The organism is Saccharopolyspora sp. ID03-671 (genome assembly GCF_045278815.1).
GTDB lineage: Bacteria > Actinomycetota > Actinomycetes > Mycobacteriales > Pseudonocardiaceae > Saccharopolyspora > Saccharopolyspora ipomoeae.
On sequence record NZ_CP134054.1, the window covers coordinates 5,805,065 to 5,821,687 of the forward strand.

Genomic DNA, 16,623 nt, shown 5'->3' on the forward strand with positions numbered 1-16,623 from the left:
CGGAGATGGCCTCCACGTGGCTCAACTGTGCGGAAATCGGACACATTCCGATAAGTTTGGCCGAGATTAGTGCACTTCAGCGGCTTTGTTGATAGGACTTGCAGCGGCCCCGTGCTCGTGCACGCCTTGTACGGGTAGAACTTCAAGGGCCAGGGCGGTGGGGCGGACTGATCCGTTCCGCAAAACCGGGACCCCCGTGGGCAACCGCCTTTCGGGACTCGGTACCGTCGCCCGCACCGATCAAGCGAAACCCCACATCACGGAGGACATGGTGGCCCTTCCCCAGCTGACTGAGGAGCAGCGGGCAGCAGCTCTGGAAAAGGCGGCTGCCGCCCGTCGCGCCCGAGCTGAGCTCAAGGAGCGCCTCAAGCGAGGCGGAACCACGCTGGCGGAGGTCCTGGACACCGCCGACAACGACGAGGTTCTGGGCAAGATGAAGGTCTCCGCCCTGCTCGAGGCCCTTCCCGGCGTCGGCAAGGTCCGTGCGCAGCAGATCATGGAGCGGCTGGAGATCGCCAACAGCCGTCGTCTGCGCGGGCTGGGCGAGCGGCAGCGCAAGGCGCTGCTCACCGAGTTCAGCGGCGAGTGATCGACGCACAAGCCGGCGCTGAGCCGAGGATCGTCCGTCAGGGCGAGCCTCGGCTCACCGTCGTTTCCGGGCCTTCCGGCGTCGGCAAGTCCAGCGTGCTCGGCGAAGTGCGCCGGCAGGTGCCGGAGGTGTACTTCAGCGTGTCCGCGACCACCAGGGCCCCGCGCCCGGGTGAGGTCGACGGGGTGCACTACCACTTCGTCTCCGTCGCGGAGTTCGAGCGGATGATCGCCGACGGCGAGATGCTCGAACACGCCCGCTACGCGGGCAACTTCTACGGAACGCCGCGCAAGCCGGTCGAAGAGGCTATCGAATCGGGCCGTCCGGCAGTGCTGGAGATCGAACTGCAAGGCGCGCGCCAGGTTCGCACCGCCTGGCCGGACGCGCAGCTGGTCATGCTGCTGCCGCCGTCCTGGGACGAGCTCGTCGACCGGCTCACCGGTCGCGGCACCGAGCCCGCCGACGTCGTCGAGAAGCGCCTGGCCGCCGCGCGCGATGAACTGGCCGCCGAACCCGAGTTCGACGAGACCGTCGTCAACGCCGACCTGCAGTCCGCGACCAGCGAATTGGTACGATTGATACTCGGCCACGAGAAGTGACGCCCAGGTCATCCTGGTCGCTGTCCCTTCGCGTCGTCCCGAACGACCTACTACTGAGCAGGAGCCACACCTGTGAGCACCCCTAGCGCGCTGGCTGCCCTCAACAGCAGCCCCTCGACCAACACCGTCGAGGGCATCACCTACCCGCCGATCGACGACCTGCTCGAGCAGGTCAGCTCGAAGTACGCGCTGGTCATCTACTCGGCCAAGCGCGCGCGGCAGATCAACGACTACTACGCCCAGCTCGGCGAGGGCCTGCTGGAGTACGTCGGCCCGCTGGTCGAGCCGGGCCCGCGCGAGAAGCCGCTGTCGATCGCGCTGCGCGAGATCCACGCCGGCGTGCTCGAGCACACCGAAGGCGAGTGACGACCGGAACGACCGAGGACCGCCCGAGGGTGGTCCTCGGCGTCAGCGGTGGCATCGCCGCCTACAAGGCGTGCGAGGTGCTGCGGCGCCTCACCGAGACCGGCCACAGCGTTCGCGTCGTGCCCACCGAGGCCGCGCTGAACTTCGTCGGCAAGGCCACCTTCGAGGCGCTGTCCGGGCAGCCGGTCGAGACCGGCGTGTTCACCGACGTGCACGAGGTGCCGCACGTGCGGCTCGGCCAGGAGGCCGACCTCGTGGTCGTCGTCCCCGCCACGGCTGACCTGCTGGCCCGCGCGGCCACCGGGCAGGCTCCCGACCTGCTCACCAACACCCTGCTCACCGCGCGCTGCCCGGTGCTGATGGTCCCCGCGATGCACACCGAGATGTGGGAGCACCCGGCGACCCGGCACAACGTGGCCACGCTGCGCGAGCGCGGTGTCGTCGTCGCCGAACCCGACAGCGGGAGGCTGACCGGCAAGGACACCGGCAAGGGGCGGTTGCCCGACCCCGCCGAGATCGTCGACTTGGCGCGGCTGCTGCTGACCTCGTCGACCTCCCTGCCGTGGGACCTGGACGGCAAGCGGGTCGTCATCTCCGCCGGGGGAACCCGGGAATCGCTCGACCCCGTCCGCTACCTGGGAAACCGCTCGTCCGGGCGGCAGGGATACGCGCTGGCGCGCATCGCGGCGCACCGCGGCGCCGACGTGACCCTGGTCGCCGCGCACACCGCCGACCTGGTCACTCCGGCCGGTGTGCGGCTCATCAAGGTCGGCACCGCCGAGGAGCTGCGGACGGTGATGCTGGCCGAGTCCGACGGCGCCGACGCCGTCGTGATGGCCGCCGCGGTGGCCGACTTCAGGCCGGTGAACCAGGCCGAGCACAAGATCAAGAAGACTGATCGGGATCCGGAACCCGTTGTGCTGGCCCGCAATCCCGACATCCTCGCCGAGCTCGTCGAGTCCCGTTCCGCGGGCAAGCTCGCGGCGTCGCTGATCGTCGGGTTCGCCGCCGAGACCGGTGACGCGACCTCCTCGGTGCTCGACCACGGCCGGGCCAAGCTCGCGCGCAAGGGCTGCGACATGCTCGTGGTCAACGCCGTCGGCGACGGCATGGCCTTCGAGGTCGAGGACAACTCCGGATGGCTCCTCGGCGACGACGGCACCGAGGAGCGGATCGATCTCGGCGCCAAGTCCCTCCTGGCGTCCACACTGTGGGATGCGGTCGGGCGGCGGCTCTCCTACCAGTAGTGTTTGACGGCGTCGACGCCGTCAGACCCTAGGAGAGTTGTGAGTCAGCAGCGGTTGTTCACCAGTGAGTCGGTGACCGAAGGGCACCCCGACAAGATCTGCGACGCGATCAGCGACTCGATCCTCGACGCGCTGCTCGCGCAGGACCCGCGTTCGCGCGTGGCCGTGGAGACGCTGGTGACCACCGGGCAGGTGCACGTCGCCGGTGAGGTCACCACCGAGGCCTACGCCGACATCCCCGCCATCGTGCGGAACAAGATCCTCGAGATCGGCTACGACTCCTCCGCCAAGGGCTTCGACGGCGACTCCTGCGGCGTCAACATCGCCATCGGCTCGCAGTCGCCCGACATCGCCCAGGGCGTCGACACCGCGCACGAGACCCGCGTCGAAGGCGTCATCGACGAGATCGCCCAGCAGGGCGCCGGTGACCAGGGCCTGATGTTCGGCTACGCCTGCGACGACACGCCCGAGCTGATGCCGCTGCCGATCGCGCTGGCGCACCGGCTGTCCCGCCGGCTCACCCGCGTCCGCAAGGACGGGGTGCTGCCGTACCTGCGGCCCGACGGCAAGACCCAGGTGACCATCGCCTACGACGGCGAGAAGGCCGTGGGGCTCGACACCGTCGTGCTGTCGACGCAGCACGCCGAGGAGATCGACCTCGAAGGCCAGCTCGTCGGCGACATCACCAAGCACGTCGTCGAGCCCGAGATCGCGGACCTCGCGCTGAGCACCGCCGAGACCCGGCTGCTGGTCAACCCGACCGGCCGGTTCGTCGTCGGCGGGCCGATGGGTGACGCGGGCCTGACCGGCCGGAAGATCATCGTCGATACCTACGGCGGCATGGCCCGCCACGGGGGTGGCGCGTTCTCCGGCAAGGACCCGTCGAAGGTCGACCGCTCCGCCGCCTACGCGACCCGCTGGGTCGCGAAGAACGTCGTCGCCGCGGGCCTGGCCAAGCGCATCGAGGTCCAGGTCGCCTACGCGATCGGCAAGGCCGCGCCGGTGGGCCTGTTCATCGAGACCTTCGGCACCGAGACCGTCGACCCGGCCCGGATCCAGAAGGCGGTCAACGAGGTCTTCGACCTCCGCCCGGCCGCCATCATCCGCGACCTCGACCTGCTGCGGCCCATCTACTCGGCCACCGCCGCCTACGGCCACTTCGGCCGCACCGACGTCGACCTCCCCTGGGAATCCACCACCCGCGCAGAAGCCCTCAAGGCAGCAGCCGGAGTCTGACCCCGCTCCGCAGAAGGCGCCCCCGGAACCCTCCGGGGGCGCCTTCTGGTCTGTTCAGGTCGCACATTGTGCAGAAAGCCCCTCGCGCGGTACGGGTCACACTACTATTCGACAAGGAGATGATCTCTTTGCCGGAGGTTGTTGATGGGGGCTGGGGAGTACTTCCGCGTCGATATCGACGCATTGACCGATGCGGGCATCGGGATCGCTGAGCTTCTCACGGAGACCGAGAAACTCGCTGTCGAGGACATCGACTGCGCTCCGGAATCCTGGGGGCACCCTGCGCTGGCCGAGGCCTGTGCGTCTTTCACGGAACGTTGGGATGTCGGGATCGCGAGTTTGCTCACCGACGGCAACGACATGTCGCAACGAATGATCGATGCTGCGGGTGCCTATATCGAGGCGGACTCGGAACACGAGCGGCGCTTGAAGGGGTTCTTCGACGGTGTCGATGACCCCGGTGCGGAAGCGATTGAGCAGGATGGCTGAACTAGGGGAGACGACTGACCCCAAGGAGTTGGTCCCGGGAGACCCGGCTGATGTCCGTGGTTCTGCGGAAAGACTCGGCAAGCTCGGTGATCGACTCTTGGAGATCGGCGAGGGCTTCAAGCGCCTCGATGCGGGGGGTTGGGAAGGCGAAGCCGGTGATGCCTTCCGCCAGCGGTTCGAACAGGAACCCCTGCGTTGGATCAAGGCGGGGGATGCTTTTCACGATTCGGCACGGGCACTGAGCGACTTCGTGGGGGTGCTGGAGTGGGCTCAGGCTCAGGCCTGCGAAGCCGTCGAGGAGTACGAGGCCGGTCAACGTGCGACCGAGCGGGCCCAGGACGAATTCGAACGTGGACCACAAGACGCACCTTTCAACGACCCAGGAGAAGTCAAGCGGGAGAGCGCCCGAGCCCTCCTTGATCGCGCGCGTCAACAGCTTGATCAGGCTGGTCAGGACGCAGCTTCTGCGGTGAACAGCGCTCAGGAGGACGCGCCTGAAAAGCCGTCCTTGCTCGACGAGATCGGTGAGTTCTTCGGTGACGCAGCAGAGACGATCGGAGATATACCGGGAAATATCGCTCATTACGCACTCGACGGCGTCGGAAACTTCGTCGATGCTGCGGGTACGACGATCGCTGGTGCCGTCGACGGTGTGGGAAACGTCGTCGGCGGCGGCTTTGATCTGGTGGGGCTGGACGATGCGGCACGTTCTGTAGAAGCTAGTACCGAAGCAGCTTCCAACACCGTTCTCGACAAGACCAACGAGCTGGCAGATGAAGTCCGTGAGGACGCGGATGATCTCGCGTCGTCCCTCGGCGCGGAAGACCCTCCCGCATATGGGGAGAACTTTCCGGATGCGAGCCCCCAGCCTGTCATCGTCAAGAGCGAGAAGTATCCGGAGTCCGCGGAGCACATCGAAGAGGCGCAAGCCGGAGTCATCTCACACGGTCCTGATCCGCAGCGGAGGGGAGAGCCCTTGCCGTCAGATCTCACGATTGACAAGGAGAACGCGGACATCAACCGGAGGGAATCGCTGCGCGGGATCCCGACCAGGGGAGGTGACTATCTCGATCGTGATGAGTATCCGCCGGCGATGTTCCGCGAGGGCGGTGAGGGAAGCTCGGTCAAGTACATTGACGCCAGCGACAACCGTGGCGCGGGATCTTCCATGAATGCCCAGATCAGGGCTCAAGAGCTCGGGAAAGATGACCACGTGCGAATCCTCGTCGAGTAACAGCGAGTGAGAACTCATTAAGGAGTCAACCCACGATGCCGCAAGACGTTCTCGAACGGCTGCTGCTCACGACGCAGCAGAACCAGTCGGCTGATGATGTGTGGCCTGCTACGGCTGCTGCGATCGAGGTCTTCTGGTGGCGTGACGGATTTTCCGATGCTCGAGAACTGGCTGAGGACGCGATCACCCGATTCAGCAGCCGCCCCGGAAGTTTCTTCGATCATGACATGCCGTTTGACGAGGCTCTGCTGATTGGTGCGGTCGAGGCCGGTGATGATCCGGCGGCTGTGCTCGAGCGTGTGGGACGCCATGTTCCGGAGGGAAGCACGCTGGGAAAACGTCTTGTCTGGCTGCAAAGCGAGGTGGCGAAGGGACAACCGGTCCACAGTCTCATCACGGGTTTTGACATGGATCTGTACAGTCCCCTGCCTGCGAAGCCACTGCGCGCTGCTGATGCGGAACTCGCCGAACAGGACCCGCAGAACTTGAGCGGGTCGCAGCGGCGCAGGCTATGGGGAGCGTCGCAGCGTTCGCGACAGCCCGCTATTGCGATCAAGCTGCACGATGCGGGACTGGAACCCCAGGACTGGGCGATGTCGTTCTGGCTCGCCCGTCAGCTCGTCAAGGCTGGTAGAGGTGACGAAGCCGGTGCGGTGTTGCTCGCCTCGCTCGACCTGTGGTTCGCCGAGCAGCCCTGGCATGTTGCCCCTGCAGGGATCACAACGCAACCCGATATGCGCACGGCGGTTACGTCGGAACTGCGTGAAGCTGTGCTCAACCGGATCGACGTTTCATCGGTGCCTGGAGTCGTATGAGAATGCGATCCGCACTCCAACTCCTCGTCGCCGGCGCTCGAGGTAGTTCTGGATACCCGAGAACGGTCGACCTCGGTGCGAACGAGGGGCCGTTGGGCGAGCTGGCCAGGTTGCTGACCAGTTTAACGGCTTCTTCGCGTGCAACTCGGGCGTGCAAGTCTTTCGCGCCGGCAACCCTGGACTCGGTCCGGAGTTGGAGCGCTGGAACAAGGTCGACGAGTGGAAGAGCACCTACGGTGGATTGGCGGACAACCTCTTCTGCTTCGGCCAGGATCTCTTCGGGGTTCAGTTCGCCATCCGCCGTCGGAGTGAAGTGGTCCTCTTCCATCCGGAATCTGGAGAGACGGTGCTGCTGGGCAGCTCGCTCGAAGACTGGGCGAGCTGGTTGCTGGACGACCTTGAAGTGCATGGCTGCCGATCGATAGCCGCTGCGTGGCAAGACGAGATGGGGCCGCTCGGATATAGCCAGCGGTTAGTGCCGTGGCGCCTTTTCACGTTGGGCGGTAGTTACGACTTCACCAACCTCACGGCCAAGGACGCCGGAAAGTGCATGCGAATTCGCGGCCCCTTCGCGCAACGAATCCACGAGCTGCCGCAGGGCGCTAGCGTCACCCTCGGTATCGCCTGACAGGCCGCACGATGAGCTCGCCTGTCGTCTGATCGCCCTCACCACCTCGCGCTTGCGGTCGAAAACTGCGGTATTTGATCCGGTTTTTTGGGGGTTTTGGCGTGACGCGGGTTGGTTCGGGTGTGTTGGGTGGGATTGACGGGATGGGGTGGGTGGGTGAGTGTTGGGGGTGTGGAGCCGGTTGGGGATCGGTTCGTGGTGTACGGCCCGTCGCACGTGGCTTTGATGGGGCTCATCGTGCTCGGGTCGGTGGTCCTCGTCGTGCTCGGGAGGCGGTTGCGGGACCGGGCCGGGGTCGAGCGGTGGTGCCGGGGGTTCGCGCTGGTCGTGGTGGGGTTCAACCTGCCGCTGCTGGCGTACCGGTTGACCCCCGGGGCCTGGGACCTGTTCAACTCGCTGCCGCTGCACCTGTGCGATCTGGCGTGGGTGGTGGCGGCTTGGGCGTTGTGGACGCGGGCCTCGACGCCGCACGCGCTGCTGTACTTCTGGGGGCTGACGCTGACACCGCAGGCGATCATCACGCCGGCGTTGGACGCGCCCGACTTCCCGCACGTCGACTTCGTCGAGTTCTGGGGTCAGCACCTGCTGGTGATCTGGACCGCGGCCTTCCTGACCTGGGGAATCGGGCTGAGGCCGACCTGGCGCGGGTACTGGGTCTCGGTCGGGGTCACCGTCGCGTGGGGAGTGCTGATGCTGGGCTTCAACGCCATCGCGGGCACCAACTACGGGTTCGTCAGCAGCAAGCCGGACAACCCGTCGCTGCTGGACCTGATGGGCGGCTGGCCCACCTACCTGGCCGTGGAGCTCGTCGTCGGCATGGCCGCCTGGGCGCTGCTCACCTGGCCCTGGACGCGCCGCCGCGAGCCCGTCACGGCAGCTTGAAGCCCTGCTGCCGCCACGCCTCGTAGACCGCGACCGCCGCCGAGTTCGCGACGTTCATCGACCGGATGCCCGGCAGCATCGGGATCCGCACCCGCAGCGACGCCGACTCGATCAGCTCGTCCGGCAGCCCCGTCGACTCCGGGCCGAACAGCAGCACGTCGCCCGGCCGGTAGTCGACCTCGGTGTGGATCATCTCGGTGCGGGCGGTGAACGCGATGACCCGCTCCGGGCGCAGCGCGTCCCAGCAGGCGTCCAGGCTCGGGTGGACGTGCAGCGCCGCGCGGTCGTGGTAGTCCAGCCCGGCGCGGCGCAGCTTCGCGTCCTCCACGGAGAACCCCAGGGGCTCGATCAGGTGCAGCGCGGCGCCCGAACCGGCCGCCATCCGGATCGCGTTCCCGGCGTTCCCGGGAATCTCGGGGTGGTAGAAGACGACGTGAAACACTCGAAAATGCTTTCACACGCTCCACCCGGATCCAACTCGCCGGTCACCTCCGGCACCGGGGCGCGACGGGGGAGCATGGTAGAGAAGACACATGGCAGGTGGGCAGCCGCGGAAGCGGAAGGAGGAGACCGAGCGCACGGCGGCGGCGAGCAGTCCGGTCGCGCGCGTGCTGGTCGACGTCCCGCTGCCGGTGCACCTGGACCGCCCGTTCGACTACCGCGTTCCCGATCGGCTCGACGCCGACGCTCAGGCCGGGGTGCGGGTGCGGGTGCGGTTCCGCGGCAAGCTCGTCGACGGCTACCTGCTGGAGCGCGTCGAGACCTCCGAGTTCAAGGGCAACCTGGCGTGGCTGGAGCGGGTCGCCTCGCCGGAACCGGTGCTGACGCCGGAGATGCTCGCCCAGGCCCGCGCTGTCGCCGGCCGCTACGGCGGGATGCTCGTCGACGTCCTGCGGCTGGCGATCCCACCGCGCAGCGCCGCCGCCGAGAAGTCCGCGCGGCGCGAACCGGTTCCCGCGCCCGATCGGCCGGAAACGCCTGCGTGGCAGCGTTATCAGCACGGTCAGTCCTTCTTGGACGCGTTGAGCGCGGGTCGTCCGGCCCGCGCGGTGTGGCAGGCGCTGCCGGGGGAGGACTGGCCCGCGCGGCTCGCCGAAGCCGCCGCCACCACGGCCTCCGCCGGACGCGGGGCGCTGATCGTCGTGCCCGATCACCGCGACCTCAAGCGGCTGCACTCGGCCTGCGCGGCGCTGCTCGGCGACGACGTCGTGACGCTGACCGCCGACAGCGGCCCGGCCGAGCGCTACAAGCACTGGCTCGCCGCCCTGCGCGGTGCCGCGCGGGTGGTGATCGGCACGCGCGCGGCGATGTTCGCGCCGGTGCGCGACCTCGGGCTGGCCGTGGTGTGGGACGACGGCGACGACCTTCACTCCTACCCGCAGACGCCCTACCCGCACACGCGCGACGTGCTCACCCAGCGGGCGCACACCGCGGGCGCGGCGCTCGTCGTCGGCGGGTTCGCCCGGACCGCCGAGGCCGCGCTGCTGGTCGAGTCCGGCTGGGCGCACGAGCTCGTCGCGCACCGCACCGAGGTGCGGGCCGCCGCGCCGCGCGTGACCTCCATCGGCGAGGACGACACGCAGCTCGCGCGCGACCCCGCCGCGCGGGCCGCCCGGTTGCCGTCGGTGGGATTCGAGGCCGCCCGGGCCGCGCTCAAGAGCGGTGCGCCGGTGCTCGTCCAGGTGCCGCGGCGCGGGTACGTACCGGCTCTGGCCTGCGGAGACTGCCGCGAACGCGCTCGGTGCCGGCGCTGCGCGGGGCCGTTGTCGCTGCCCGGGGGAACCGAGGACGGGATGCCCAAACCGGCCGCGTGCAGCTGGTGCGGGACCTCCGAGGCGGCGTTCAAGTGCCCGCAGTGCGGGTCGCGGCGGTTGCGCGCGGTCGCCGTCGGTGCGGGCCGCACCGCCGAGGAGCTGGGGCGGGCGTTCCCCGGGACCCCGGTGCGGACCTCCGGTGCGGGCGAGATCCTCGCCGACGTGCCCGGCAAGCCCGCGCTGATCGTGTGCACTCCCGGCGCCGAACCCGTCGCCGACGGCGGCTACGGCGCGGCGCTGCTGCTGGACGGCCGCACCCTGCTCGGACGACCCGAGCTGCGGGCGTCGGAGGCCGCGCTGCGCAAGTGGTTCGCCGCCGCCGCTCTCGTGCGGCCCGCCTCCGACGGCGGGCGCGTGGTGGTGATGGCGGAGTCGTCGCTGCAGCCGGTGCAGGCGCTCGTGCGGTGGGACCCGGCCTGGTACGCCGCGCAGGAACTCGCCGAGCGCGCCGAGCTCGGGTTCCCGCCCGCACGCCGCGTGGCGGCCGTCGACGGGACGCCGGACGCGATCGAGGCGCTGCTGGACTCGGCGGACCTGCCTTCCAGCGCTGAAGTTCTCGGGCCGGTGCCGCTCGGCGAGGTCGACGAGGACGGCAGCTCCGAGCGCGAGCGCCTCATCGTCCGCGTCGACCGCACCGAAGGCCGAGCGCTCGCGGACTCCCTGCACGCCGCCCAGGCCATCCGCGCGGCCCGCAAGGCCACCGAGCTCCAGGTCCGCCTCGACCCGCTGGAGATGTTGTAGTGCGGGTGTTCCTGGAGACCGAGCGCATGGTGCTGCGGGAGCTCACCGCCGAGGACACCGACGCGGTGTTCCGGCTCAACGGCGATCCCGAGGTCATGCGGTACCTCAACGGCGGCGTGCCCAGCACGCTCGAAGAGGTCCGGTCGGAGACCATGCCGATGTACCTGGCGCGCTACGAGCGCTACGGCGGACACGGCAACTGGGTCGCCGTCGAGCGGGAGACCGGGGAGTTCCTGGGACTTTTCAAGTTCCACCCGAACGCGTCGGACGACCTCGGCAACTTCGAGCTCGGCTACCGGCTGCACCGCTCGGCCTGGGGCCGAGGCTTGGCGACCGAGGGATCGCGGGCGCTGATCCACAAGGGGTTCGCCGACCTCGGCCTGAGTCGCGTGTGGGCCCAGACCATGACGGTCAACACCGGCTCCCGCCGCGTCATGGAGAAGGCCGGTCTGCGCTACGTCCGCACCTTCTTCACCACGTGGCCGGAGGGCCCCATCCCCGGTTCCGAGCACGGCGACGTCGAGTACGCCGTCACCCGCGACCAGCTGCGCCCCAAGCCCTGAGCCGGGGCCTGGCACTCGGGTGGTGCGAGGCAGAGGACGGTTTTTCCTCGAATCACCCATGATCAATGTCCGCTTTGTCCGGACAGTTTGGACTAAAACTGTCCGCTGGTGACGGGTCAGCGGCCCGGGAACATGGCTTTGAGGGTTGTGGTGCGGTTGCGTTCCGCGTGCGAGACGGCGAGGCGCTGTGCGCGGCGGGGGTCGCCGTCGGCGATGGCCTCGACGAGGGCGTGGTGGTCGTCCGAGACCGAGTGGGGGTCCGGGATCTGGCGGACCAGCCACTGCACCCGGTAGAGGATCGGGGCCGTGACCTCGCTGAGCGTGCGGTTGTGGGCCGCGGTCACCAGCAGCTGGTGGAACAGCGCGTTGGCGTCGTGCGCGCCGGAGGTGTCGCCCGAGGCGACGGCCGCATCGGCCGCGTCGGCCGCCTCGCGCAGCGCGACGACGTCGTCGTCGGTGCGCTGCTCCGCGGCCTGGCGGCAGGCCACCGACTCCAGCGCCTCGCGGATGTCGAACAGCTCGCTCACGTCGGTCTCGGTCCAGGTGCGCACGACCAGACCGCGCGTGTTGCGGACCTCCAGGAAGCCCTCGGCGCGCAGCGCCTGCAGCGCCTCCCGAGCGGGAAGCCGCGACACCCCGTAGGTGTCGGCGACGTCCCGCTCGACGAGCCGGTAGCCCGGGGGATAGCGACCGATGATCACGTCGTTGCGCAGGGTGTCGATCAGTCGCCCCCGCAGCAGGACGGTCTCGGTCGAGTGGGAATCAGAAGCCATGCCACCTCGGATCCTAGCAGTGGCACCAGGCCGAATCAGCTGCTCACCGCCCCAGACCGTCCGGTCGTTCGGGCTGGTCGAAGGGGAAGCGGCGTCGGTGCTCGGCGGCGGCCTCGGCCATCGGCACGAACTCGACGCCGTCGAACTCCGCCCACCGGTCCAGCAGTCGCTCCAGCATCAGCAGCACCTGCGGCCGCCCGGAGACGTCCGGGTGCAGCGTCATCGGGATGACCGCGTAGTCGAGCTCCCGGTGGACCCAGTCGAACTGGTCGTTCCAGAGGGATTCGATGTCGCGCGGGTTGACGAAGCCGTGCGAGTTCGGGTGTGACTTGATGAACATCATCGGCGGCAGGTCGTCGACGTACCAGTTGCCGCAGAACTCCACGAGGTCGATCTCGCTGCCGTGCTCCAGGGGCTTCATCCAGTGCGCTGCCGGCCGGGAGGTGTCGATCGGCGTCCACCGGTCCCCGACGCGGGCGTAGAACGGCACGAAGTCGTGGTAGTTCTGCGAGTGGTCGTAGGAGAAGCCGAAGTCGGCGAGGATGCCCGCGGTGTGCTCGCTCATCTCCCACCACGGCGCCACGTAGCCCTCGGGCCGCTTCCCGCACAGGTCCTCGATGAGCTCGACGCTCTTGGTCATCACGTCGCGCTCCTGCTCGGGCGACAGCGAGCGCGGGTTCTCGTGGCTGTAGCCGTGGGCGCCGATCTCGTGCCCGGCCTCGACGCACATCCGAGCCTGCTCCGGGAAGGTCTCCAGCGAGTGACCGGGCCAGAACCACGTGCCGGTGATGCCGCGGCGTTCCAGCAGCTTGAGCACGCGCGGCACGCCGACCTGCCCGGCGAACACGCCGCGCTGCATGTCATTGGGGGAGTCCTGCCCCCCGTAGGAGCCCAGCCACCCGGCGCAGGAGTCCACGTCGACACCGACGCACACCTGGATCTTCTTCATGCGTTGTCCTTTCGACATCGAGAGATCACCGGTCCAGCAGCGCCGCGACCGCGTCGCGCGCCGCGTTCATCGCGTCCACATCGGACTCCGTCCACGCCCGCTCGCCGATGCTGTGCGCCGACAACCACGCGACGACCTCGCCGCCGCGCTCGACCGGGCCGAGCACCTGGGCGCTCACGCCGTAGACCTCGCGCAGCGCCTGCGGCGGGAACGGCGGTTCGGTGAACGCGGGCTGCACGAGGACCCGCCGGTGCTCGTCCAGCCACCGCACGGTCTCCAACCCGCGCTGGTCGAGGGAAGGGTCGTGCTGGATCGAGCGCACCCCGTCGGCGCGGGACTCCGCCGCGCACAGGTCGACGTGCAGGCCGCGCAGCGGGTCGTCGACGCGCAGCGTCGTGCGGTCGCAGCCGGTGCGCACCCGCAGCTCGGCGACGATCCGCGACGCGCGGTGCCGCAGGTCCGCCTGGTCGAGCAGCGCCCCCGCCCCGTTGATGCGCGAGGGCGCGCCCGCGGTCTCCAGCGCCCACCAGAGGGTGGCGGCGATGCTGTCGATCACCGGCACGCCCAGCTCGCGCTCGACGTCGGCGGCCACCGCCGCGCCGTCGACGTTGGTGCAGATCAGACCCACCGCGTGCGCACCGGGTTTCGCCGCGCTGCGCAGCAGTTCGGCGACCTCGGCGGCTCCCGGTGCGGCGAAGGCGCGGTTGTCGGACAGGCACCACTCGCTGCGTCCGGTGATGGTGATGCCGTGGCCGGCGTACTCGGCGACGATCGCCTCCGCCACGTCGGCGGTGTAGGGCGAGGCGCAGGCCAGCTCGGTGACGCCGAAGTCGTGGCAGGCCTGCAGGATCGCCAGCGTCGAGGTCGTGGCGGGGAGGCCGGTGCGGTCGGTGATGGCCGACGCGATCCGGCGGTCGTGGTCGGCGCCGAGCCAGGACCCGGCGGTGCCGTTCCAGACCACGCAGTCCACCTCGGCGTCGGCCAGCAGCTCGGCCGCGCTCACCATCGTCTCGACGTCGAAGGACGCGCCCGTGCCGTCGCGGGTGATGGCGCGCACCGGGATCCGGGTGCACAGCACGTCCACATCGGACCGCTCGGCGAGCAGTCGCCGGGTGGCGGGTTCGAGGGTCGTGTTGGAGGACGGGACGATCATGCCGATGCGGGTCACGCGGCACCTCCCTGAACGGGCGCGGACGTGGCGCGGGGAGCGAGCCGGGTGCTGTAGTCCAGGACGAGGACCGAGATCGTCATGATCACGCCCGCGCCGACGAAGTACAGCAGCGCCCCGGTGTAACCGCCGGTCGCGCCGACGATGAGCCCCACCGCGATGGGCGTGATGAAGCCGGAGACGTTGCCCGCCAGGTTCATCGCGCCGCCGAGCACCCCGGCGTCCTCGGTGCCGCCGAGGATCGCGGGCACGGCCCAGAACAGGCCGACCCAGCGGAGGAAGAACAGCACGGTGGACAGCAGGACGATGGCCGCGACCGGACCCGGCACGAGCACGACCCCGACCAGCCCGCCGATCACGCACAGCCCGGCGAATCCCAGCAGGCTCCGCAGCACGGCGTTGGTGCCGAAGCCGCGATCGCGGAGCCGATCGGCGAGCTGACCGCCGAGGATCTCGCCGACGAACCCGGCACCGAAGATGACGAACGTGGACCAGCCGATCGCGCCGAGGTCGAATCCCTTGCTCTCCGACAGGAACAGCGGGCCCCAGGTCAGCAGCCCGTAGAAGACGCCGTTGAACCCGAGCCAGCCCAGGCACATCGCCCAGAAGCTGCGGTAGCGCAGGTAGTGCACGAGACCGGCGCGCCGTCCGGTGGCCTGGTGGCGGGCGTTCTCGTCCGCGCGCGCTCGGGCGAGGTGGGCGCGCTCGGCGTCGTCGACGTGCGGGTGGGTCTCCGGGGTGTCGCGGATGGCCCGCCACGCCCAGAAGCCCAGCAGCATCGTCGCGGCACCGGCGGCGATGAACGCCCAGCGCCAGCTGCCGGTGGCGGCGATGAGGCCGGTGATCGCGACGCCGCCGAACGCCGAGCCCAGGGGAGCGCCGGCGTCGAGGATCGTGGCGCCGCGGCCGCGTTCCTTCTCGGTCAGGAACACGGCGTTGAGCTTGCCGCCCGCGGGCATGATGGGCGCCTCGGCGGCGCCGAGCGCGGCGCGACCGACGGCCATCGTGGCGGTGTTGGGCGCGAGACCGGTGAGCGCGGTCGCGCCGCCCCAGCCCAGGCACGCGGCGGTGATCAGCCTGCGGGGGCCGAAGCGGTCGATGAGCCAGCCCGCGGGGATCTGCATCGCGGCGTAGGCCCAGAAGAAGACGGACAGCAGGACGCCGGTGACCTCAGGTCCGATGCCGAACTCGTCCTTGATCATCGGAAGTGCCACGGACAGCGATCCGCGGTCGACGTAGTTGACGGTGACCAGCAACAACAGGAGACCGAACAAGCGCCAACGGGTGTTGGACATGAGCCTCATCCTTTGCTTGGTATACCAACACGGTATACCAAATAAAGGTATGCCGGTGCCCGTTGCCGAACAAGCCCCGCACGTAACCGGAACGTGAAAGCTGCGCCCCGGACGTTAGGGGCTCGTTGCGGCGATGGGGTGGCGCTCAGGTGGGGTGGTGCGAGGCAGGGGACAGTTTTACCTCGAATCACCCATGATCAATGTCCGTTTTGCCCGGATGTTTTGGACTAAAACTGTCCACTGGTGACGCACGATGCTGCCGGCACCACCGGCTCTGCCCGGAGGTCAGCGGGTTGGGGTGGGTGTGGGGTGGTGAGGTCAGGGCGTTGGTGCGGTGATGCGGTGGTCGATGGCTCGGCTGAGGACTGTGACCAGGACTTCCTTGGTGTCGGGTTTGCTCCTGGCGTCGAAGTGGAGGACCGGGATGTCGGGGTCGAGGTCCAGGGCGGCGGCGATCTGATCGGGTTCGTGGCGGGTGGCGCCCTCGAACTCGTTGACCGCCACCACGAACGGGATGCCGCGGTCCTCGAAGAAGTCCAGGATCGCGAAGCACTGGCCCAGCCGGTCCGGGTCGACGATGACGATCGCGCCCAGCGCGCCCGTCGCGATGCTGTCCCACATCGGCCAGAACCGGTCCTGGCCCGGGGTTCCGAACAGGTAGAGCTTCGGGCCGCTGGGCAGGTCCAGGCGGCCGAAGTCCAGCGCCACCGTCGTCGTCCGCTTGCTCTCCACGCCCGAGAGGTCGTCCACGCCCACGCCCGCCTCGGTGAGGATCTCCTCGGTGCGCAGCGGCTCCCGGTCGGTGAGCTTGGTGATCATCGTGGTCTTGCCGACCCCGAAAGCCCCGGCGATCACGATCTTCGCCGAAGTCGTGTTCGGATCAAAGGTTCCGGACATCGTTGCGCAGCCTCTCCAAGAACGAAATGTCGGGGTGGTCGGTGTTCGGGGCGGCGATCCGCAGCAGGCCCCGGGTGACGAGCTCGCCGACCAGGACGCGCGCCACCGAGATCGGGCTCTCCAGCTCCGCGGCGATCTCCGCCAGCGACACCGGCGTCGCGCACAGCTCCCGCACCGCCGCCGCGCTCAGCGACAGCTCCTGCTCGTCGGGATCGGGCGTCGCGCGCAGCAGTGCCGAGACGTTCAGCTCCTCGCTGGCGACGTCGGTGCGGCCCCCGGTGTGCACGTAGGGCCGCACCAGCGGCCCGGGCTCGTCATCGCTCCACTCGGCCATGCCG

At 69.1% G+C, this 16,623-nt stretch carries 19 protein-coding genes; 12 read left to right on the forward strand and 7 right to left on the reverse strand.

What is annotated here, in order from left to right:
- The first annotated feature begins 271 nt into the window (after positions 1–271).
- From mihF to REH65_RS26935, 10 genes are all read left to right on the forward strand, one after another.
- On the forward strand, positions 272–589 hold the full coding sequence (gene mihF, locus REH65_RS26890; protein ID WP_093423896.1) for an integration host factor, actinobacterial type: 318 nt from the start codon (positions 272–274) through the stop codon (positions 587–589).
- On the forward strand, positions 586–1,188 hold the full coding sequence (gmk, locus tag REH65_RS26895) for a guanylate kinase (protein WP_281453752.1): 603 nt from the start codon (positions 586–588) through the stop codon (positions 1,186–1,188). Before mihF ends, gmk begins: the two co-directional genes overlap by 4 nt.
- Positions 1,189–1,260: 72 nt before the next feature.
- Positions 1,261–1,554: a DNA-directed RNA polymerase subunit omega gene (rpoZ, locus tag REH65_RS26900; protein ID WP_010310991.1), complete on the forward strand. Its 294-nt coding sequence runs from the start codon at positions 1,261–1,263 to the stop codon at positions 1,552–1,554.
- The gene (gene coaBC, locus REH65_RS26905; protein WP_406689629.1) at positions 1,551–2,801 is read left to right on the forward strand and encodes a bifunctional phosphopantothenoylcysteine decarboxylase/phosphopantothenate--cysteine ligase CoaBC; all 1,251 of its coding nucleotides are present in this window, start codon (positions 1,551–1,553) and stop codon (positions 2,799–2,801) included. The genes rpoZ and coaBC overlap by 4 nt, the downstream gene beginning before the upstream one ends.
- Positions 2,802–2,840: 39 nt before the next feature.
- Entirely contained in the window at positions 2,841–4,037 is a 1,197-nt protein-coding gene (gene metK, locus REH65_RS26910) for a methionine adenosyltransferase (RefSeq protein WP_281453750.1), read from the forward strand.
- Positions 4,038–4,181: 144 nt separating this feature from the next.
- Entirely contained in the window at positions 4,182–4,526 is a 345-nt protein-coding gene (locus REH65_RS26915) for a hypothetical protein (RefSeq protein WP_406689630.1), read from the forward strand.
- A complete protein-coding gene (locus tag REH65_RS26920; RefSeq protein ID WP_406689631.1) occupies positions 4,519–5,760 on the forward strand; it encodes a putative T7SS-secreted protein in 1,242 nt (413 codons plus the stop codon). Before REH65_RS26915 ends, REH65_RS26920 begins: the two co-directional genes overlap by 8 nt.
- Before the next feature lie 35 nt (positions 5,761–5,795).
- Positions 5,796–6,575, forward strand: coding sequence for a hypothetical protein (locus REH65_RS26925; protein WP_406689632.1), 780 nt, complete (start codon positions 5,796–5,798; stop codon positions 6,573–6,575).
- A 193-nt stretch (positions 6,576–6,768) separates the two neighbouring features.
- The gene (locus tag REH65_RS26930; RefSeq protein ID WP_406689633.1) at positions 6,769–7,203 is read left to right on the forward strand and encodes a hypothetical protein; all 435 of its coding nucleotides are present in this window, start codon (positions 6,769–6,771) and stop codon (positions 7,201–7,203) included.
- A 156-nt stretch (positions 7,204–7,359) separates the two neighbouring features.
- Positions 7,360–8,085 carry a TIGR02206 family membrane protein gene (locus REH65_RS26935; RefSeq protein ID WP_406689634.1) on the forward strand — a complete coding sequence of 242 codons (726 nt, stop codon included), beginning with the start codon at positions 7,360–7,362 and terminating at the stop codon, positions 8,083–8,085.
- On the opposite strand, the gene REH65_RS26940 is transcribed toward REH65_RS26935, so the two are convergent.
- Positions 8,072–8,527 carry a tRNA (cytidine(34)-2'-O)-methyltransferase gene (locus REH65_RS26940; protein ID WP_281453748.1) on the reverse strand — a complete coding sequence of 152 codons (456 nt, stop codon included), beginning with the start codon at positions 8,525–8,527 and terminating at the stop codon, positions 8,072–8,074. The genes REH65_RS26935 and REH65_RS26940 overlap by 14 nt on opposite strands.
- A gap of 91 nt (positions 8,528–8,618) precedes the next feature.
- Between REH65_RS26940 and REH65_RS26945 the strand changes: the two genes are divergently transcribed.
- Together REH65_RS26945 and REH65_RS26950 are read left to right on the forward strand one after the other, a co-directional pair.
- Positions 8,619–10,640 carry a primosomal protein N' gene (locus tag REH65_RS26945; protein WP_406689635.1) on the forward strand — a complete coding sequence of 674 codons (2,022 nt, stop codon included), beginning with the start codon at positions 8,619–8,621 and terminating at the stop codon, positions 10,638–10,640.
- A complete protein-coding gene (locus tag REH65_RS26950; protein ID WP_406689636.1) occupies positions 10,640–11,203 on the forward strand; it encodes a GNAT family N-acetyltransferase in 564 nt (187 codons plus the stop codon). Before REH65_RS26945 ends, REH65_RS26950 begins: the two co-directional genes overlap by 1 nt.
- A gap of 116 nt (positions 11,204–11,319) precedes the next feature.
- On the opposite strand, the gene REH65_RS26955 is transcribed toward REH65_RS26950, so the two are convergent.
- The 6 genes from REH65_RS26955 to REH65_RS26980 all read right to left on the reverse strand — a co-directional run bounded on the left by REH65_RS26955 (position 11,320) and on the right by REH65_RS26980 (position 16,619).
- Positions 11,320–11,976 carry a GntR family transcriptional regulator gene (locus tag REH65_RS26955; RefSeq protein WP_406689637.1) on the reverse strand — a complete coding sequence of 219 codons (657 nt, stop codon included), beginning with the start codon at positions 11,974–11,976 and terminating at the stop codon, positions 11,320–11,322.
- Positions 11,977–12,019: 43 nt separating this feature from the next.
- Positions 12,020–12,925 (reverse strand): polysaccharide deacetylase family protein, encoded by a 906-nt coding sequence (locus REH65_RS26960; protein ID WP_406689638.1) that lies wholly within the window; start codon positions 12,923–12,925, stop codon positions 12,020–12,022.
- A 25-nt stretch (positions 12,926–12,950) separates the two neighbouring features.
- Entirely contained in the window at positions 12,951–14,093 is a 1,143-nt protein-coding gene (locus tag REH65_RS26965; RefSeq protein ID WP_406689639.1) for a GAF domain-containing protein, read from the reverse strand.
- Positions 14,090–15,388 carry an MFS transporter gene (locus tag REH65_RS26970; RefSeq protein ID WP_406689640.1) on the reverse strand — a complete coding sequence of 433 codons (1,299 nt, stop codon included), beginning with the start codon at positions 15,386–15,388 and terminating at the stop codon, positions 14,090–14,092. Before REH65_RS26970 ends, REH65_RS26965 begins: the two co-directional genes overlap by 4 nt.
- Positions 15,389–15,706: 318 nt before the next feature.
- Complete coding sequence (locus REH65_RS26975; protein ID WP_406689641.1) at positions 15,707–16,285, reverse strand: GTP-binding protein; 579 nt, start codon at positions 16,283–16,285, stop codon at positions 15,707–15,709.
- Positions 16,269–16,619, reverse strand: a complete 351-nt coding sequence (locus REH65_RS26980) for a DUF742 domain-containing protein (RefSeq protein ID WP_281453740.1) — start codon at positions 16,617–16,619, stop codon at positions 16,269–16,271. Before REH65_RS26980 ends, REH65_RS26975 begins: the two co-directional genes overlap by 17 nt.
- Between the last annotated feature and the right edge of the window lie 4 nt (positions 16,620–16,623).

Bases quoted from the DNA above. Each gene is read 5' to 3' on its own strand.
- REH65_RS26915 (WP_406689630.1), top strand. From the start codon at position 4,182: ATGGGGGCTGGGGAGTACTTCCGCGTCGATATCGACGCATTGACCGAT.
- REH65_RS26920 (WP_406689631.1), top strand. From the start codon at position 4,519: ATGGCTGAACTAGGGGAGACGACTGACCCCAAGGAGTTGGTCCCGGGA.
- REH65_RS26925 (WP_406689632.1), top strand. From the start codon at position 5,796: ATGCCGCAAGACGTTCTCGAACGGCTGCTGCTCACGACGCAGCAGAAC.
- REH65_RS26945 (WP_406689635.1), top strand. From the start codon at position 8,619: ATGGCAGGTGGGCAGCCGCGGAAGCGGAAGGAGGAGACCGAGCGCACG.
- REH65_RS26955 (WP_406689637.1), bottom strand. From the start codon at position 11,976: ATGGCTTCTGATTCCCACTCGACCGAGACCGTCCTGCTGCGGGGGCGA.
- REH65_RS26960 (WP_406689638.1), bottom strand. From the start codon at position 12,925: ATGAAGAAGATCCAGGTGTGCGTCGGTGTCGACGTGGACTCCTGCGCC.
- REH65_RS26970 (WP_406689640.1), bottom strand. From the start codon at position 15,388: ATGTCCAACACCCGTTGGCGCTTGTTCGGTCTCCTGTTGTTGCTGGTC.
- REH65_RS26975 (WP_406689641.1), bottom strand. From the start codon at position 16,285: ATGTCCGGAACCTTTGATCCGAACACGACTTCGGCGAAGATCGTGATC.
- REH65_RS26980 (WP_281453740.1), bottom strand. From the start codon at position 16,619: ATGGCCGAGTGGAGCGATGACGAGCCCGGGCCGCTGGTGCGGCCCTAC.